This window comes from Candidatus Woesearchaeota archaeon (assembly GCA_003694805.1).
Taxonomy (GTDB): Archaea; Nanobdellota; Nanobdellia; order Woesearchaeales; family J110; genus J110.
Map to the genome: position 1 here is coordinate 1 of RFJU01000072.1, position 18,548 is coordinate 18,548.

Here is an 18,548-nt window from a genome sequence, read left to right on the forward strand (position 1 = left end):
GAGTCGTGACTGCGCACATTCGCATCGTCAAAACGACGGCCGGACGCGCCGCTCTCTGGATAATCTTCCTCTGCTTTATCTTTCTCCAAGTACTCCTCCCGCTCTTTCCAAACAGCGCCTCCTAAAGACAAACTGACAAACCCCTATTGGTGCTTTCGAGCAACACAATCCAGCCGAAAAGGCGCGTAGAAACTCAAACACCCGGAGAGCAAAACGACAACGCAAGGGACGTGCAAGCCAGCACCAACCAAGAAGAACATTGAAGCGCCGCGAACAAAAAACGCTGTCTTGCTTAAATTTTTGACCGAATAGAGTGCTTAGCCCCGCACGCCTGGCACGTCATGATAATCACGCCCGCTTCTTTGCTCAGCTTCGTCTCAGGCTTCCCACACTCCTTGCACAGAACAAACGTATCAGCATATTTCTCAATCTTTTCATTCACTTTCGAAGCAGAGAGCTTACTCCCAAATACAACACTCTGTTTAATGATCTCTCCAGGGGTTGCAAGCTCCTTTTGCAAAAACTTCAACAAATGCTGCGGCTTTCGCCCCAAGTGCTTGGCAATCGCCTCGAAATTATTAATAACGGTCTTCTGACCCTGCACGTGCCCCTTCACCTTCGGAATGCTAAACCGCTGCGTTTCCTCCACATCATCAGGCAAGACCGCCTTGGCTCGCTTGAGCAACTCTTCATAGTCCATACCCTATGAGGAACCACACGTGATTTTTAAAAGTATGTGCCCCGCCAGTCGCTAGAACCCGGAGCCCATCCAGAAACATTTAAATACAGCAGGCATTGCAAAAACACAGTAAGAACAAAGAAAAAACCGACGAAACACTCAACGACAATGGTTCTAGAAACTCTCACCACCGCGTTTAAAGCAGAAAACAAACCCTCCAAACTCATCCTTCTAGGAGGGCTCTACGCCATAGTCGGCACCATACTCTCCCTCTGGGTCTTCCAAGGCTACGCAAGCCTTGTCATGGTCTTTCTCACCGCAATGCCCGCCATCCCTCTCATCTACAACATTATCACCATGGAAGAAGAGAAAGACCTCACAGGCATGGAAGAACGCTGGCTCCTCAAAGAACACGGCAAAGCACTCTCCGCATTCATCTGGCTTTTCATCGGCATGACGATTGGCTTCGCACTCCTTTACGTGTTTCTTCCTTCCGCAAAGGTCGCCACAGCATACAAAATTCAAGGAGAAACCATTAACGAAATCAACGCGAGAGCAATATCTATTGAAGAACTCACGAAACTACCTCCCTCGACAACCATTGCAGGCGGAGCAACAGTAAGTGTAGCAAAACTAAAGCTAAACACCCTCCAAAAAATATTCTTCAACAACCTCCGCGTTCTCATCTTCTGCATCCTCTTCAGCTTCCTCTTCGGAAGCGGGGCCATATTCATCCTCACATGGAACGCGAGCGTCATCGGAACCGCGATAGGAAGCAGCATACGCTCGGAACTCGCCCTTGCAGCCTCGCTCAGCGGCTTAGACAAATTAGCAAGGTACTTTACCACGTTCACTTCAGGGCTTGCAATGTACGCCATCCACGGACTCCCAGAAATACTCAGCTACTTCATCGGAGCTCTTGCCGGCGGCATCATCAGTATCGCCGTCATCCGTCACGACTTCGGAACAAGAAAGTTTGAGCACATCGTTCTCGACGCGGCAGATCTCATTCTCCTCAGCATCTTTGTCCTTGCCGTCGCAGCCGTCCTTGAAGTGTACATCACACCTCTCATCTTCACCTCGTCGGCATGAACCGACGCGTTGTCAAACCATTCCCCCCGCACGTCTGCCACTGCACAATGTCCAGCAGAATCAAAACGCCCCGCAACGCCTTTCCATCCGGCCTACTCGAGCACTTTCACCCTTCCAGGCTTGATTTCGAACAACTCTCCACGCTCCAACATAGCAATCAACGCCTTTTCAGCATGCTTCATCTTGCTCTTTGCAACCACTTCATCAAAGTCGGCGCCAGCCCCGGCGTCAAGAGAACGAATTAAGTCCACCAAATCCTCACAAACACTCCGTTCCTGCATTCGCTCAACTTCTTTATCCCGCTCATTGACGCCCTCAACGCCGGAACGATTCTCTTCAGCCTCTTCTTCAGCCTTTTCTTTCTGGCAAAACGCTTTCATCCTTGACAACTGGGCCCGGCGAAACGCCAACCATTCTTTGTCTCCCAAATTCTTCACAATATCCCCTGCAACGTACCTCGAATCGCCTTCAGCCCGTGGCAACCCCACGACGAGAACAACACTTCCAACATCGACGTCTTCACGATCTTCGCCAGTCTTGACCAGCAACCTCCCCGTTCCATCATCGACGAGGAAGGAGCGCTCGCTTAGACGGCCCACCACCAAACCGATGATGTTCACCCAGTACGCATCGCCCTGCTCCGTTTCCAAGAAACCCAGCGACCAACCCTCGCCGGGAACGAATCGACTCTCCAAAACGTCGCGAACGCTGCAAAGCCTGGCCGTATGTCTTGTGTATGCCATGCTCCTTCTTGTCAAATTCTTGAGATAAATCCCTGCCGGGGACTGAAGATGTCCCCCGACCGCTTCAGTTTCTCAATAGCCTCTTCTGCGCGCTCCTCACTAATGCCTTTAATTTCTGCCTCGCGAACAACATCATCAACAGGGATGACCTTTCCCACCACGCGCTCGAGCTCAGCAATAACCTCCTTCACCACAGCAATGTGTGAACGCTGAGACGCAGTAATTCCCGTCGTGATTCTGTCAATATCAAATTTTCCAGTCTCAGGATCTAACCCGATTTGTGAGAGGCAGTGATTGAGTAAGTCAATCGCGAGTCGCGCATCTTGCTCAGTAACAACGTTTGAGAGTCGCGTCTTGGCACTGGCCTCAGAGAGGCGGACCAGCGCTTCCAGCTGCCGAGCACTAATTGGGATGGAACGAATGCCCGAGTCATCATCAGCACTACTGCGCATTTTCACGTAAAACTCTCGAATCGTCGCCAACGCCTCGTCGCTCAGAACAGGAAAGCATTTCTGCCTCGCGTAGGAAATGTACTTGCGCAGGAGCTCGGGCCCGATATCCACGCGGGCGTCTCCGGGATGCTGATGCCCTTTCAAAATAAACGAAGCGAGCTCCTCATCTTTTTCCGGATCAGGCAAGTCCTTAACAGGAAAGATGAGGTCGAAGCGGTTAATGAGCGTACTGGGCAACTCAATCTGCTGCGCTAAGGGACCAAACGGGTCGAACCTCCCAAACTTAGGATTGGCCGCGGCGAGAACCGTGGTTTCCGCTCGCAAAGTCGCTTGAATGTTCGCCTTGCTAATGCTCACCGTCTGTTGCTCAAGCGCTTCGTGCAAACCACTCGTGTCCTCTTTTGTCATCTTATCCATTTCGTCAAGGCAGAGAAGCCCCCTATTTGCAAGAACGATGGCGCCCGCTTCGAGAGCCCACCCCCGCAAGAAATCATCACGAACAACAGAAGCCGTCAAGCCCGCTCCACTCGCGCCTCGTCCTGACGTGAACCGCGGCTTTGGTGCAACTTGAGAAATCCTCTTGAGCAAGATGGACTTGCCACTTCCAGGATCCCCAATCAACAAAATGTGTATGTCGCCACGAATAGGCACGCCGTGCTCGCGCTCTTTGCGCACGCCCCCGAGAAGCTGCAAGACAAGCGCCTGTTTAATGCGCTCGTGCCCGTAAATCGTCGGCGCAATACTGTTGACCATCTTCGAAAAGATGAGCGGGTCTTTTGCCAAAGCAGTAATCTCTTCTTCTTCCTCTTTCGAAATCTCGACCTGCGAAAAATCTTCCTGCACGGGTTCGACAAAGTTCGCATCGCACACCAAATCGAAACGCGTGCTCTGCCCTCCTGTCTGCAAAATAATCGGAACCTCTTTGATGATGCCGCTCACACTAATCTTGCTTCCCGGATTTGTTTTCTTATCTGTCATCGGACTGACAAGGTCGCTTTTGAGAAAGACTCCCAACCGCTTTGGCTGCTCGCCCCCCTCTAAATCCTCAGGCGCTTCCTCCAACACAATCTTTTGCGCGTCAACGAGCTCTTTGGACAAGAGCCTGAACTTGCCCTTTCTCCCGCACGAGCACCTTGTTGGCTCGCTGAATTTCTGGTCGAGTTGCAGGACGGGAATGATCACGCCACAACTTGGGCACTCGAACTTCGCACTGGTGACTTGCGGCCGCACATCGCTCTTTTGTCGCACCAACCCCTCAAGAACAACGAAGACTCCGATGTGCTTAGAACGAATATCACGGATCATGAGCTTGTGGCTTGGAGGAAGGTCCTTAAAGCGAACCTTGAAGCCCTTCTTGTCCCCGACAAGCTCGAGGCGCTCGACCGCGAGTTCTGCAGCGCGAATGGTTTCCTCAGGATTCTCCAAGACCTGCTCTGCTAGCTCAGGAGAAAACGCGCTCAATTCGCTGAACGAGACGACGACGAATTTCTCCCCTTCACGCAGCTGCCGTGCTAATTCTTCAAGCAAATGTGTCTCGAAGAACTCTTTGAAGCGCTCAATTTGGCGCTGCACATCCATTTGTGACTCTTGCACCATCCTCGTCAAAAACCCCGTCTCCGGCAGCGAACAAGCAGGGGAGCGCACCGCCCATAAAAAATGTTTTGGAAGACGCACGAAAAAACAACAACTTCATTTCAATATAGAAATTAATTTTCCTTTCTTAGAAACGCAACAATACCCCATCGGCAGTCAGAATGAAAAAGATGGGAAAAGAAAAAACAAGCGTTATCCAGACTTATTTCTTCATAACTTTCTTCAAGTTCGCCACACACAAGTCAAGCGCCTCGTGCACTTGTTCTTCGCTCTTCGTGCCGGTACACACTACCTTGCCGTTGCTAAAGAGCAAGAACGTCGCATTCGCCTCCATGAGCTTGTAGACAAGCCCAGGGAACTGCTCTGGCTCGTACTCGGTGTTCTCGAGCTTCATCGCGAGCGTGTTCAAATTTAAATCCATGCCGATGTTTCCACTCGCGACGATGTTCTGAATAGTTATCTCGGGCTTGACCTTTATCGTGATGTCGATCTTCTTGAGTGACTCAATAATGTTCTTAATGGCACGATCAACTTCTTCAAGCGTTCTTGCTCCCGTACAGACTACCTTTCCGGAACTAAAAATGAGCGCGCTGGTCTTCGGCTCCTTAATCCTGATAACGAGCCCGGGGAATTGTTCCGGGTTGTATTCTGTGTTTGAAAGCACCGCTGCCATCTTCTCCAGCGGTATATCGTGCTCGAAACTCGTCGAAACAACGATATTCACTACCTGCACGTCATGCTTTTTCGTTGCCATTCGTTCTCCTCCAACCCCTCTCGTTTTTTTTGGAAAGATTCTACCCCATTTAAGAGGAAATCGCTTCCCCTTTATAAACCTTTATTTAAATTTTTTAAATACCTTCCCTGCTCTCGCCCACCAAAAAATTTTCAATATAGAAAAAAACAAGGGCGGGGGCGAGGCACGCCGAACCCTTCACCACGCCACGGCAAAGAGCGCCCGACCCCTTGCGCTTCCACACCGGCTACTAGCTACGAGCACGAAAAAAACACCAACACAACCTGTACAGACTACTTACTCAGACCCCTCGCTACGCTATGGAGGGGGATGAGAAGGAACCGACAAATCACCATCCCCCTTCTCATCCCCCTGCGCGTTCCCCGCCTGCTTCTCAGAACCCTTGCCGCCCTCTCCAACACTCTTCAACTCAGCCACGGCCCGAACCTTCAAATTCTCCTCAAGCTGTTCATGCGCCAAATGAATAACATCCTCATGCCACCCCTCGCCACGCAAGCGCGCATCAACCTCGTCGCGTGAGAGCCCCTCCTCCTGCAACGCGTGAATTCTTGCAGCCAACGAATGCAAAGAACGCAACTGTGCCTCGCGCACCGCTTCCCCCGGACGTCGTTTCGCCCAACCCGTACTAGCCGGCCGATGCCGAACGACAAACACGCCACTCACAACAACAAGCCCGACCACCAACACGGCAAGCAACACCCCTGTCCATGACAACGAAGAAAACCAACCACTAACACTGCCTGAAAAACCACCGCGCTCGCCCCTAGCCACCTCCTCTTCTTCAACGCCTTCTCCCCCGTCACCACCAGACCTCCCCGACAACACTCCTCCGTTACTCGCCCCTTCTGCCCTGCCCAAACCCTCGTCACCACCGGAACCTTTACCGGAACGCAAGGCTAACAACTCATCAAACGACACAGCAGACTCGCCACTCTCAACAGAACCACCCCCTTCACTCCTGTTTTGTTCAGACTCGCCACCCGTCCCCCCCTGACACAAGCGAACCACCACCGGCTGATTGCTCGTCGAACCACAACTCTTCACATCCGTGCATGTCCTCCTCTGCAACGCCCCATCACACGGGCCCCACTCCCCACACACCCACTCAGGAACACAGGACGAGTCGGGCAGAATATCTTCTTCATCATCGGCCTCCCCGCCACCATCCTGAAAATACGGATGATCCGCCACGAGGCACGCCTCAAGAGGCGGATAACACCTCCTGCTTGGATGACAACCACACACCGTGCACTTCAACACCAGCTCACCATGCAAACAAAGTTCGAAATCCTCGTTGCACTCCCCCTCTTTCGTCCCGTCAACGCATTCTGGACACACACTATCAACACCATCACAATCCTGATCAACGCCGTCCCCGCACACTTCATCACTACCAGGGAACACGGACGCGTCACCATCATCACAATCTGTCGGGACAGGGCATTCAGGACCTGCCTCGTAAAAACCATCCCCATCATCGTCATCACAATACGAAGGAACCTCACCACAGGCAACACTCCTACAAGCGCCATCACAACAAAACGACGAACACGCTTCCCGAACTTCAACGCTGTCAGAAAAAGAACACGTCCCGTTCAACGAACCATTGCCACTCACGTTCCCCCCAGCAGGAACATCACAAAAATAATCACGAAACGTCTCAACAACAGTCAAACCATCACACGACCTATCGCCTAACCACGCGTCAACCGGGCAATCGCTATCACTCACACAACTACCACCAGACTGGCCCAGCACAGCGACAGGGAGCCCGCACACGCTAACAAAGAACACAAACACGACGAACGCGCCAACACTACCATACGCACGAGCGCGACAGCCACGAGGAACACTCACCATACGTGCTTCTCCAACGTCAAGGATTTAAAAACTTTTACCAATCACAACAGCATCAAACCCTGCCAGCCCCGAGACCGGGACTCACAAGCAAACCACGTATTCCCGCACGACCCCGCAACCAACCAAAACAACAACCTTTTTAAACAACCTGTTGCTTGAGCCCTGCTGCATGAATACTCCGCGTCCATCCATGAGCACCACAACACACGACAGCCCCCGCAAAAACGTCAACAAAGCTCTTCCATCAACACCTACCACGAAACCCGCCTCGCAACTGCTTCTTCTCATCATAACAACCATCATCATAACAACGCTCGCAACACCGCCTTTACATGCCATTGAAGAACTACCAACAGACCTCGGATTCTACCCCCACTTCCTCAAAGAAGGAACCGACCTGGACGTCACCATCGTAGTCGGAGAACAAGCAACCTCCCTTGACGTCCTCGCCGCCAGCGAAATCGCCGTCGGACTGCAACAAGCAGCCCCATCAAGCACCCTCAAACGAACACAACTCGACACCGCATTCAATTCTGTCGAAGGCAAACGCATCATTAGCATTGGCAACTCCTGCGAAAACTACGTCACCGCCCTCATCACAGGAACATCCAAGTGCGAAGCATACTTCCCTGAAGGCAAGGGCATCATAGAACTCCACGAACTTCCCAAAGGAGGGATAGGCATAGTCGTAGGCGGCATGGCACCAGAAGACACGTACAAGGCAGCAGTTGTACTCCGACAAGCCCAACAATACGACCTCATCGGCGATGCATACGAAGTCACAGGAAATCCTCCACGATACACCGTCACGCCAAGAAGCATACCTCGTCTAGCAGAAGAAGACAAAATTCTCAAACGACCCGAACCAAGAGAACAAAACAACACCGAAGACACAACGAAAAAAACACCAGAACAAGAAGAACACATCCAAAAAAACACCTCAACCATACCGACCGAGGCACGACCCAACCAAACACAACAACCAAACACAAACGTACAGCAAGAAAAACAAATAAACCCGCCCGGCACAGCAACGACGCAAGAGGTCACGAGCACAACTCACGCAAAGAACTTGCTCATTGGTCTCGCAGCAGGCATCATCGTACTCATCTTCCTCCTCGTCATCATTCAAGCCACCATCAAAAGCAGAAAAAAGAAAGAAACACTTCCAACAAGCACGCCCGGCACCGTGCCAGACACGCCGCCAAGCGCCAAAACCAACGGGTACACCAAGCGCATCACCACACCCGCAAACGCCCCCCCAACACCCAAACCACAAGAACAACAAACACCGCCCGAACCACAAGAGCCGCCAACACCCCCACAACAATAACGCCGCAAGAAGCTACCGCTCCATACCTTCCAGCATCAAACCAGCGCCAACAAACAACCCCTTCATTCTCCAACCTGCGACGCTAGTTTCCTTTACGAGTTGCTTCTTGGATGATCAAAAAAATGAACGAAAAACCGCTCACTTAAAAAACACATAACGACTTCCCCACCCCACCATCATGACGAATCAACCAACACGCGCGTGGGACCTTCTCAAGCCGAACAAAAACGAACAAGCGCTCCTCGACGAAGCAACAAAGCTCGGCTTCAAGAACGTCGGCTTTCTCTACACTACCCTGCACGACCTACGAGCAGCGCAAGCACGCACAAACGTACCAGCAACACAACAACGAACCCGCCCGCCCAACACGGTGCAACGCATCCTCCTCACGGAAAAAACAAACCCGCCACGTATCCCCGGCGTTGAGCTCCTCGCCCCGACAACACGCCACGCAGCAGAACACCCTGCCATCCACTACCTCTACCGAGCCGAAATTCACCCTGCTAAAGACAAAACACACCACCCAACAACACACCTCAACCAAGTCATAGCAACCATTCTCAAAGAAAAAAACAAGCACTACCTCTTCGACTGGTCACTCATACTTCAAGAACACGACCCACACCGCCGAGCTACCATCCTCGGACGCATGCTCCACAACGCCAAACTCCTCAAAAAATACCGCGTCAAAACAAGCATAATCACCCTCGCAGACCTCCCTCAAAAACTTCTTACACCAAGGGATTTGAAAGCAATCCAACACCTCCTCGGCCTCGATTGAACAAGAAACCAACAAGCAAAGACCTCAATCGCGTTTCATGAACACAAACACATAGAAACGTTTTTAAACCTTGTCGTGCAAGAAACCAACCATGGCTTTGGAGAGGGCGCGGCGCGCTTCAACCACTATTCTTCTTCTGCTCATCATAGCACTCACCCTCGCCACAACGCCACCCTCTAGCAAAGCACAAACAAACGACATCACCACCTGCTGGAACCCGCCACCCCAATACCAAGCAAACCCTTGTGCACAAGACGTCTGCAGGGAAAACAACGTCAACATCTGCGTCGCCCAAACAACCTGCACCACCAAACACAAAAAAGGATACACGTGCACGCTCACCTTCCACCAAGAAGACGGCTCCTACTCGCTCACTTGTGACGGCGGTGAAGACCACGGAGAATGGAGAGGAACAGACAACCACCTCACCACAGACGTGAATCACCGCTGGTGGTACCAAGGCAAACAAATCGGGCGCGGCGCAGAAGTACGAAAGATCAACTCAGACCCGTCATTTCCCGTCTACAAACTCATCAGCAAAGGAAGAGAACACAACAACAAAGAGCCATACTGGAGCGAAAAATCCTGCACGGTAGGCGCCAACCCCTCAGGCGTGCAATGCGAATCCTGGAAGAGCAACATCATCTGCCAAACAGAAGAAACCAACTGCAACGACGCATTCGACAACGACGCTGACGGAGACATCGACTTCTTCGACCAAGACTGCCAACGCTTCACCTGCTGCAACGGCGACGACCCGCAAACGTGCACAAACTTCAACTACGACGCACTCGCTGCCTCCAACAACCCCTCAGCAACGGGTGCGATGGACGGCTGCTGCGGCGACGACCTCGCAGACCTCGGCTACATAACCTCTGACAACCGCTTCTTCTGCGGTTTCACCGACCCGGCTCAGCCAGACTTTGAAAACATCCAATGGTGGGACGCGACCGCCCAAACAAAAGCCGCACCGTTCATCATCAACTTCCTCAGCGACTACAACATCATCAGCAACGGCGAAGAATGGTTCGTTGCAACAACAGACAAGAACCAAGTCATAACCATAGAACCCTGCACGCTCTACCGATGGGGCTTTGACACCCTCCTCTTTGAAGGAGGCGGCGTCCCGAACGAATGCCTCCACGTCTTCGACCTCAACAACGACGGCAAAATCAATCAAGCAGACAAAACCCTTCTCGAAACAGCAACAGGCGCCGTACCAGGAAGCGACAGGTGGAACCGCGCATGGGACTTTGACAAAAACGGCATCATCAACGGAGAAGACATACAAATGATGCGAGAAACCATTGCCGACGTCGCACTCCAAGGCATCACTACCATCCCCCCAGCGCCAACCATCACGCTCAACGCAAAACCCATTCCTGAACTCACCACCTTCCCCCTCCCAGCAACAAACCTAGCAGACGTGGGGCGCGTCTGCCCCGGAACCCTTCGAAAAACGTACACGCCAGGCCACCGAGAAGAAGAATGCGAACCCCTCCCCTCAAGCCTCGACCACAATGAAGCATGCGGCCCGAACATTTGCGACTACTACTTCCTCCAAGCATACGAGGCAGAAACCGGCCAAGACGTCTACCACGGAGAACCCTTCGACCCCGCAACAGGATGCCTCAAAGAATGCCTCGACCCACAAACAACACAAACAGTAACAACCATCCCCAAAGAACACTGTAGAGACGAAGCACTCCAGGACTGCCTCGGAACAAGCTGGACAGGGAACCCAAACAAGTACTGCTCAGAACAAGGAAGCGCCACCCTCTGTCAACAAGGAGAAATCTGCATCGGCGGAACCATCATCGCCTCCCAAGACCCGGAACCCTGCTGCTACCAAGGAACCTGCCAAGAACCCGACACAGAACTCACCTGCGCAGCTCAAGGAGGCACCATTTGCGGAGCCGACGAAACCTGCACCGGCGACCTCTTCGACGCCAAAGAAGGCCCGCAAACGTGCTGCAGCGACGAATGCGTCCTCAACCCAACCTACACCCCAAACGAAGCAAACACCATCAACAACTCCTACCTCAGCTACCTCTACCGAGGCCAAAACGTCATAGCAGAATGCTGCGGGTCGGCAGCATGCCTCAACGCAGGACTCATTCCCGTCCCCGGAGCCGCCCTCGAAAACCAAGAAAAATACGTATTCGGCCTCGGCACCACCCTGCAAACCCTTTACAGCTTCGACTACCGCGACGCTGTCAGCGACCGCATCATTGACAACGTCCGCGTCACGAAAAACATCGACCCCGGACAAGTCTTCGTTGTCGCAGGCTTCCTCCCTGAACAAATGAAGTGGAAAAACTTTGACTTCCTCGAATTTGACATCGCCTACAAAGCACCAGTCGCCTCCCTGCTCCTCATGAACGATCAAGGAGACATCATCCTTGAAACACCCCTCGCTCCACACCTCACCAACGGCAACGACCCGAACCGCTGGCACCACGCACAAATCCCCCTCCCTCCCAGCGTCACTGAACTCAACAACGTTCAAGCATTGCTCATCACCAACGGCGACGAGCCGAACACCATCTCCTTCGACAACATCTACCTACGAAATCTTCAGGGAGACCCGTACTACAGCTCAGTCAACAAATGGTGCGCCGGCGAGTTCAGAACGTGGATTGACGACTTCGACCCACCACCAAACACACCCATCACTGCAGCAACCATGAACGAATGGGGCCCGTACCGTTTCGTTTGCGACTCCCAACTCAGTTACGGCTGGACGGGCACGCAATGCTGCGGCGATGACACGACCTTTGCACAAGACGGAAAACGAAACTACGGCGAATTCTACCCCGACACGAGAGGCGCCTGCTACAACGGATCATTCATCCCACGAAAAGCGATTGTAGGCGACGTCCTCCACGACCAATCCCTTCGCGACCTCCTCTTCTTCGACGGAGCATTCTACCAATGCAAAGACGCAACCACATACGATAGCATAACAACGTCAACAGACGGCAACCCCGGCACGCAACCACTCGCCATAACCAAAACAGACGCGTTCACCACGTTCGGAAACTTCTACTGCGCCGCTTCAGGAGAATGGCTCGACCTCACCAAGTCAGACCGCACACGCATTGTCGCCTCAAAACTCCTCGAACTCGTCAAGGACAAGTCTAAAGACTACACCCTCGCGTGCGACGACGCAACCCTCCTCAGCAACAACTACCTCGACACCAACAGACAAGAACGAGGAGACCTCTGCCTCCTCACTTACGACGGCCAAACCATCCTCGGCGCACCAGTCAACAGCATCCACGCATTCCTCCAAAACATCAACGCCTACGCACCATTCCTCAACCAAGAGAACATATCCCCCTCCCTCTGCGATGCAGTAACCAACCCAGATCCTGACACGTTCTTCGAAAAATGCCAAGAACACCCCAACTTCCACGCCTACTACAACAGCAAATTCAAAATCCTCCTCTTCAGCCTCGAATCCATAGACGATCTCGAACCACAAGGCTTCCTCGAAAGCGCGGTCACAGCGTTTCTCAACTTCTTCGCCAACCTCTTCGGAAACGACAACGACCAAGCAAGCCTTCCCGCCACCTTATCTTCCTTTGACAGACTCTACGTTACCAAGCAAGGAAACCACTTCGTACAAGGCATTGCAAACCTTGAAAACGGCGAAGAGCACTACACAATCCACTACATGAACTTCACCTCACACCTCAACACCACGTTCTCAAATGTTCTGAAGCCAGAAGAAAACACCAAATACAGCATAGGACACAACAACAAACAAGTCATCATGCTCAGCGAACCCACCCTCCCTAGCGCGTGGAGCTACCTCACAACCAGCCTCCGCATCAAACCAGTTCCGGGAACACCCGTCACTGACATTTGCGGCAACGGCATCATTGGCTATGACGAAGCCTGCGAGCCCTCCCTTCCCCTCAATGAAACCTGCCAAGAAAAAGGATACCTCGAAGGAAGCACCACGTGCAACCCCGCAACGTGCCAAGTCGACCAAACAACCTGCACGTGCCTGGACGCGGACGGCGACGGCTTTGGCAACGACCAAACAGGATGCACGACAACACCCACTGAACCTACGGCATGCGACAGCAACCCAGCAGTACACAAACAATTCATTGAATTCTGCAACGGCGTTGATGACGACTGCGACGGCGCCGTCGACGAAGGAAGCGTCTGCGCAGACTGCACCATCCGAACAACCTGCAACGCCGGCGAAACAGCAATACTCGGCGTGACGAACACCACCGGCGCACTGGCAACACTCATAGACCAAACAAGCCAAAACCCCACGCCCTACCTTCTTTGCTGCGAAGGCGACGTCGCGCCACTCTGCACAGGAGACGCCACGTCATCACCCTTTGCAGAATTGCAATCCCCCACCGACTCAACAATAGCAGAACCAACTCAGAATCAACCCAACCAAGCATGTATAGCGTCAACAACAGGCCTGGACACGACCTGCACGTTCGTCACAGGCGAGTGCAATACTTTTGAACGATGCATCGCCAAAGCATCCTCGACGAACAATGCACAACTCCAAGACTGCTCGCTCACCACCTACCCCTACAGCATCTGCTGCGCACAATACGACCAAGCAGCGTGTGTTGACGAAGACAATGACGGGACGACAACTTGCGCGAGGGATTGCGACGATGCCGACCCTGCTATTCACCCCGGCGCTGCTGAACAATGCAACGGCGTTGATGACGACTGCGACGGCGCCGTCGACGAAACCTACGACAACGACCTCGACGGTTACCCGCGCAACGACCCAGCCTGCGAACCAACCTATACCACGTTTGACTGCAACGACGACGACTACGCCGTGAACCCCAGCGTCCTCGAACGGTGCGCCGACAACATCGACAACGACTGTGACGGCGCCGTCGACGAAGACTGCGCCCAAACATGCACTGACAACGATCAGGACGGTTACGGCAACCCCGGCAGCGCCTCCTGCACCACAGGAGCAACCAAGGATTGCGACGATGCCGACCCTGCTATTCACCCCGGCGCTGCTGAACAGTGCAACGGCGTTGATGACGACTGCGACGGCGCCGTTGACAACTCCCCCCTCTGCAAAGAAATAGGCGACTGCCCGCCAGGAGTCCCCCTCTACAAATGTGACGCGCTCCAAAAACCCTACGAACCATGAGATCTGAAGCTCACAAGCCAACAAGCTCGCACCTCAACACCACAACCAAAAAACAAGAACGAAGAAAACCATGAGACAACCATTCTACGCAGGCGTCCTCTACCCAAAAACAGAAAACGCGCTCCGAAGAGCCATCGAAGAGGCATACGAACATGAAAAAGGCCCCGGTGCACTCCCCACCGAAGCACGAAGCGAACCCGTCAAAGGCATCCTCGCCCCACACAGCGCCATCACGCTCTCAGGACCCTGCACCGCTTGGTCGTACAAAGCCCTTGCAGAATCTCCCCCGGCAGACGTCTACATCATTGCAGCCTACAACCTCGGCCAAAACGCCTCCGGCGCCGGCATGCGAACCTACTCCATGCCCTTCGGAGAAATCCGCGTCGACCAAAAACTCTGTCAAGCACTCACCGCAAAAAAACACATACGCTTCGCGGACAACTTCCACGAACACGACCACGCCATAGAAGTCCAACTACCCTGGCTTCAACACGCAATCAAGCCCAACGTCAAAATACTCCCCCTCCTCCTCGCAGACGATGTCGACCTCAAAGAACTCGCCGTTGACCTTAAAGAAACCCTCCTCGACCAAGGAAAAAAAGCCAAGCTCATCCTCAGCGCAGAATTCACCCATCACGGCCCAGCATACACCTTCCTCCCCTTCGACCCTCCCGTCAACAAACACGTCTACGAATACGACGCCAAAGCCCTCAGCCACCTCACCAACCTCGACCTCCAAGGCTTCCTCGACTTCTGCGCCAGCGGGCCCTGCAGCATTGACGCCGTCAAACCCCTCGAATTCGCATTCCACTTTCTCAAACCAAACAAAATCCTCGTCGAACAATACTACACCAGCGCCGATGTAACCGGCGACGAAAAAAATATAGCCGCTTACGCAAGCATCCTCTTTCTTTAGCGCCCCACACAAGAACACGTTAAGCAAAAACCCCCGTTCCATCAACACCTACGCTACTAGCAACCCGCCATCAACAAAGAACACACAAAAAACAAACAAATCAAGTTCAACCACCAAAGACTTTAAATAAAGCAAAACCAGCAAAAAAACAACACCAACAACGAAGGGGAGGAGAGGTGACGTTGCCAAAACCCAATCAAAGAAGACGAACAACGAAACAAGCACAAATAACGATCTTCATCATTCTGGGAATGATCATCCTCGTCTTCGTCGGCCTCGCCCTTTACGTCCGATCAGCATACATCAACCGAGCACTCGCCAACCAAGCGAGCAAGATAGCCCAAGAATTCTCAGAAAACCGCAACGTCATAAACTACATCGACGGCTGCATCCAAACCCTTGCCGAAACAGCCATCCTCACCCTCGCCTCACAAGGAGGCGTCATCTACCAAGACCAAGGAGGAACCACGCCCTTCCACAGAGAAGAACTCGGCCAATCATACCTTAAAATCCCCTACCAAGATACCATCTTCAACGTCACGTACGGCCTCAAACAAAATGACGGAATCAGGCCTCTCACCTTCCCCCCCGCCTACCCTCCACCACAATACCCTGCCCCAAACAAAACCATTCAAGCCATGACCGCCCAATTCATGCATACGGCGAACTTTGACCTCTACGACGGCTACTTCGGCGATGTCACGCTCCCCAAGCTCTGCTCGCGCAACGGACCAAACCGCTTCGGCGGAGCAGGAACCACGCCAACCACGTACCAAACCTGTGCTTGGTTCGCCTACAACCAACCCTTCGACACGACCCAGTACACCATTCAAGACGAACTCGCCACCTACCTCGAACAAAACCTCCCCTTCTGCGCCAACCTCGCCCCTTTCGTAGAACGCTACGGCACCAACCTCACCGTCACAGGACCCCCCACGGCGAACGTAACATTCACGAAAGAAGGAATAACCATCGACGTCAACTATCCACTCACTATCACGTTCCCCAGAAAAGAAATACAAGAACTCGCAACATTCAAACGAGCATATCCTTTCCGCATCAAAGCACTCTACGAAGCAGCCGCGACCCTCCTCAAACTCGAAGCAAAAAACGCAACGTTCAACATCGACACCGACGCGACACAACACCTCCCACCAGGCATTGAAGCCTACCGCTTGCGAAACCCCTGCAAAGAAGCAGGCTTTTGCAGAACCCGACAAGACGGGGCGTATGATGACGCACTCGTCGTCATCGACAAACGAACAACTATTCGCGGCCAACATCCTTTCTTTCTCGCCGCAATAGAAAACCGCCCGCCAGTGCTTGACTGGATCCACACCACCGGCGACGCGCCCTACGACCTCACTTCCGTCGCTGGCGACGTCCTCACCCTTACACCCAACGCAATAGACCCGGACGACGAACCAGTCAACATCACCTACGCAGGGTGGGGCCAAGACTACACCGATCGCTTCACCTGCCCCTTCCCCGTCACCATGAACAACGTCAAAACCTGCACAACCAAAGCAGGACCGCCCCTCCACACGTGGATGAACTCAACACCCTACCTGACAAATCACAAAGACGCGAGCATTCCAACGCAAGAAGAAGATCTCGGGTGGCACGTCGTGACCATCAACGTCACCGACGAAGCGAGAACAAGCGACTGGCAAGACGTCACCATTCTCGTCTTCCCCCTCCCCGAAGCCAAACCAAGAGGATACAACGACCAACCAGACACCGACCAAACACTCCTCTCTCTCGAAAACCCCTACTGCTTCGACGCAACCCAGTCAACAACAGGCCTCACCTCCCAAGGCGAAATAACAGCGTACAACTGGACCATTGCAGGAAGCACCTACACCGACCCCGTCGTTTGCTTCGGACAAACATCCATTTCGGACATCAAAGACGAAATGAGCCTGTTCGCACCATCAGGCAGGACAGACTACGCAACGCTAGTCGTGTCCGGAGGAGGATTCCAATCACCTCCCGCCACGCTCTCGTACAAAGTAGTCGACTGCCTCTCACACGCAGGAATAGGAAGCCCCTACCCCTACAACTACACCAACGGATTTGAAGCACCCACTCTTTGCTGCATCAACAACACCTACGCGCCACCAACAACACCCTGCTACGCAGCCCAAACGTACGGCCCCTACTGGCAACTCACCCCACCCCTCAGCACTTACGGCAACCAACCAGAGCCGCCCCCGACGATCACCCAACCACCCGCCCCCTCGTGGGAAGAAGCCAACGATGTCTTCACCCAGGCCGCAACCCGCTATTGCTCAGGAGACCGAGGCAACACCTGCACAGGAGACATAACCCTCACCGTCCAACCAATAACTGCGTGCCCCGACCTCACCTCTCAAGGACAAACCGAGCGCTGTACCGGGCCATCCCCAAACACGAGACCTGCAGAGGACGCCCAACCCGCACCAGCGTGCATTTCCTACGAGCCGGGCGACAGCTTCGAGTACCACTACGGCTTCCCTGATGCAAGAGGCGCGCCTGCAGACGGCGTGTGCAACGAGAACTGGGCTTGCTCGAGCCCAACAGAATACAACAAACCATTCGCTCCCGCACCGTTTCGATGCCAAGCGCTGTGCGGCGACGGATTCTGCAAAACCCCCAAGCTCGACACGTGTTACTGCGACCCGTCGTGCGGCGCGGAATGCACCACGCCAAACGACGTATCTTGGGAAGGAACCACCTGCTCTTTTAGCTGCGACACGAGCACGACGTGCGGCTACACCCAAACCTGCCAGACACCCTGCCCTGCAGGCCAGCCCTTCTGCCTCGCGCAAGACACCTGCTATTACAACGTAGCCTGCACAGCCCCCTTCACCTTCCAAGACCCTGCCTGCAAACAACAAGAAGGAGACTACTGCCCTCCAGCAGGCACCCTCCAAGGAAACACATGCTATTACGGCGCCAGATCCTGCACACAAAACGGCGGCTGCACCCTCACGAAAGACACCTGCCCCGCCCCAGGAACAAGAATCGGCGCAACCTGCTATTACGGCGCGAGGTCCTGCCACCCCGCAACCGGCTGCTCAATCCAATCCTCACCAAGTCCTTGCGACCCAGGCCAGAGAGCAACCTGCACCCCGACAGGGTGGGTCTGCACATAAAAACACACACAGACCACGCAACGCCGTACACGGAAACAAAAACCTGC

Annotated in this window: 11 protein-coding genes; 6 read left to right on the forward strand and 5 right to left on the reverse strand. The window is 53.5% G+C overall.

Features of this window, described 5'->3' with window-relative positions; translation table 11 throughout:
* Positions 1-292 precede the first annotated feature (292 nt).
* Positions 293-700 carry a translation initiation factor IF-2 subunit beta gene (locus D6783_02690; protein RME53169.1) on the reverse strand — a complete coding sequence of 136 codons (408 nt, stop codon included), beginning with the start codon at positions 698-700 and terminating at the stop codon, positions 293-295.
* Positions 701-847: 147 nt separating this feature from the next.
* Between D6783_02690 and D6783_02695 the strand changes: the two genes are divergently transcribed.
* Complete coding sequence (locus D6783_02695) at positions 848-1,771, forward strand: hypothetical protein (GenBank protein ID RME53170.1); 924 nt, start codon at positions 848-850, stop codon at positions 1,769-1,771.
* A 92-nt stretch (positions 1,772-1,863) separates the two neighbouring features.
* Here D6783_02695 and D6783_02700 read toward each other — a convergent pair whose 3' ends face one another.
* The 4 genes from D6783_02700 to D6783_02715 form a co-directional block, all read right to left on the reverse strand.
* Positions 1,864-2,421 (reverse strand): hypothetical protein, encoded by a 558-nt coding sequence (locus D6783_02700; GenBank protein ID RME53171.1) that lies wholly within the window; start codon positions 2,419-2,421, stop codon positions 1,864-1,866.
* 104 nt (positions 2,422-2,525) lie between these two features.
* Entirely contained in the window at positions 2,526-4,562 is a 2,037-nt protein-coding gene (locus tag D6783_02705; protein ID RME53172.1) for an AAA family ATPase, read from the reverse strand.
* Between the two features lie 199 nt (positions 4,563-4,761).
* Positions 4,762-5,313 carry a TATA-box-binding protein gene (locus D6783_02710; protein ID RME53173.1) on the reverse strand — a complete coding sequence of 184 codons (552 nt, stop codon included), beginning with the start codon at positions 5,311-5,313 and terminating at the stop codon, positions 4,762-4,764.
* 297 nt (positions 5,314-5,610) lie between these two features.
* A complete protein-coding gene (locus D6783_02715; GenBank protein ID RME53174.1) occupies positions 5,611-7,173 on the reverse strand; it encodes a hypothetical protein in 1,563 nt (520 codons plus the stop codon).
* Between the two features lie 190 nt (positions 7,174-7,363).
* Between D6783_02715 and D6783_02720 the strand changes: the two genes are divergently transcribed.
* The 5 genes from D6783_02720 (at position 7,364) to D6783_02740 (ending at position 18,501) form a co-directional block, all read left to right on the forward strand.
* Positions 7,364-8,506 (forward strand): hypothetical protein, encoded by a 1,143-nt coding sequence (locus D6783_02720; GenBank protein RME53175.1) that lies wholly within the window; start codon positions 7,364-7,366, stop codon positions 8,504-8,506.
* A 178-nt stretch (positions 8,507-8,684) separates the two neighbouring features.
* Positions 8,685-9,287 carry a hypothetical protein gene (locus tag D6783_02725; protein RME53176.1) on the forward strand — a complete coding sequence of 201 codons (603 nt, stop codon included), beginning with the start codon at positions 8,685-8,687 and terminating at the stop codon, positions 9,285-9,287.
* Between the two features lie 91 nt (positions 9,288-9,378).
* Positions 9,379-14,448: a hypothetical protein gene (locus D6783_02730; GenBank protein RME53177.1), complete on the forward strand. Its 5,070-nt coding sequence runs from the start codon at positions 9,379-9,381 to the stop codon at positions 14,446-14,448.
* A gap of 70 nt (positions 14,449-14,518) precedes the next feature.
* On the forward strand, positions 14,519-15,364 hold the full coding sequence (gene amrB / locus D6783_02735) for an AmmeMemoRadiSam system protein B (protein RME53178.1): 846 nt from the start codon (positions 14,519-14,521) through the stop codon (positions 15,362-15,364).
* Between the two features lie 251 nt (positions 15,365-15,615).
* Positions 15,616-18,501: a hypothetical protein gene (locus tag D6783_02740; GenBank protein ID RME53179.1), complete on the forward strand. Its 2,886-nt coding sequence runs from the start codon at positions 15,616-15,618 to the stop codon at positions 18,499-18,501.
* Positions 18,502-18,548: the final 47 nt, after the last annotated feature.

Bases quoted from the DNA above. Each gene is read 5' to 3' on its own strand.
- amrB (RME53178.1), top strand. From the start codon at position 14,519: ATGAGACAACCATTCTACGCAGGCGTCCTCTACCCAAAAACAGAAAAC.
- D6783_02715 (RME53174.1), bottom strand. From the start codon at position 7,173: ATGGTGAGTGTTCCTCGTGGCTGTCGCGCTCGTGCGTATGGTAGTGTT.
- D6783_02730 (RME53177.1), top strand. From the start codon at position 9,379: ATGGCTTTGGAGAGGGCGCGGCGCGCTTCAACCACTATTCTTCTTCTG.
- D6783_02695 (RME53170.1), top strand. From the start codon at position 848: ATGGTTCTAGAAACTCTCACCACCGCGTTTAAAGCAGAAAACAAACCC.
- D6783_02690 (RME53169.1), bottom strand. From the start codon at position 700: ATGGACTATGAAGAGTTGCTCAAGCGAGCCAAGGCGGTCTTGCCTGAT.
- D6783_02710 (RME53173.1), bottom strand. From the start codon at position 5,313: ATGGCAACGAAAAAGCATGACGTGCAGGTAGTGAATATCGTTGTTTCG.
- D6783_02740 (RME53179.1), top strand. From the start codon at position 15,616: ATGATCATCCTCGTCTTCGTCGGCCTCGCCCTTTACGTCCGATCAGCA.
- D6783_02725 (RME53176.1), top strand. From the start codon at position 8,685: ATGACGAATCAACCAACACGCGCGTGGGACCTTCTCAAGCCGAACAAA.
- D6783_02705 (RME53172.1), bottom strand. From the start codon at position 4,562: ATGGTGCAAGAGTCACAAATGGATGTGCAGCGCCAAATTGAGCGCTTC.
- D6783_02720 (RME53175.1), top strand. From the start codon at position 7,364: ATGAGCACCACAACACACGACAGCCCCCGCAAAAACGTCAACAAAGCT.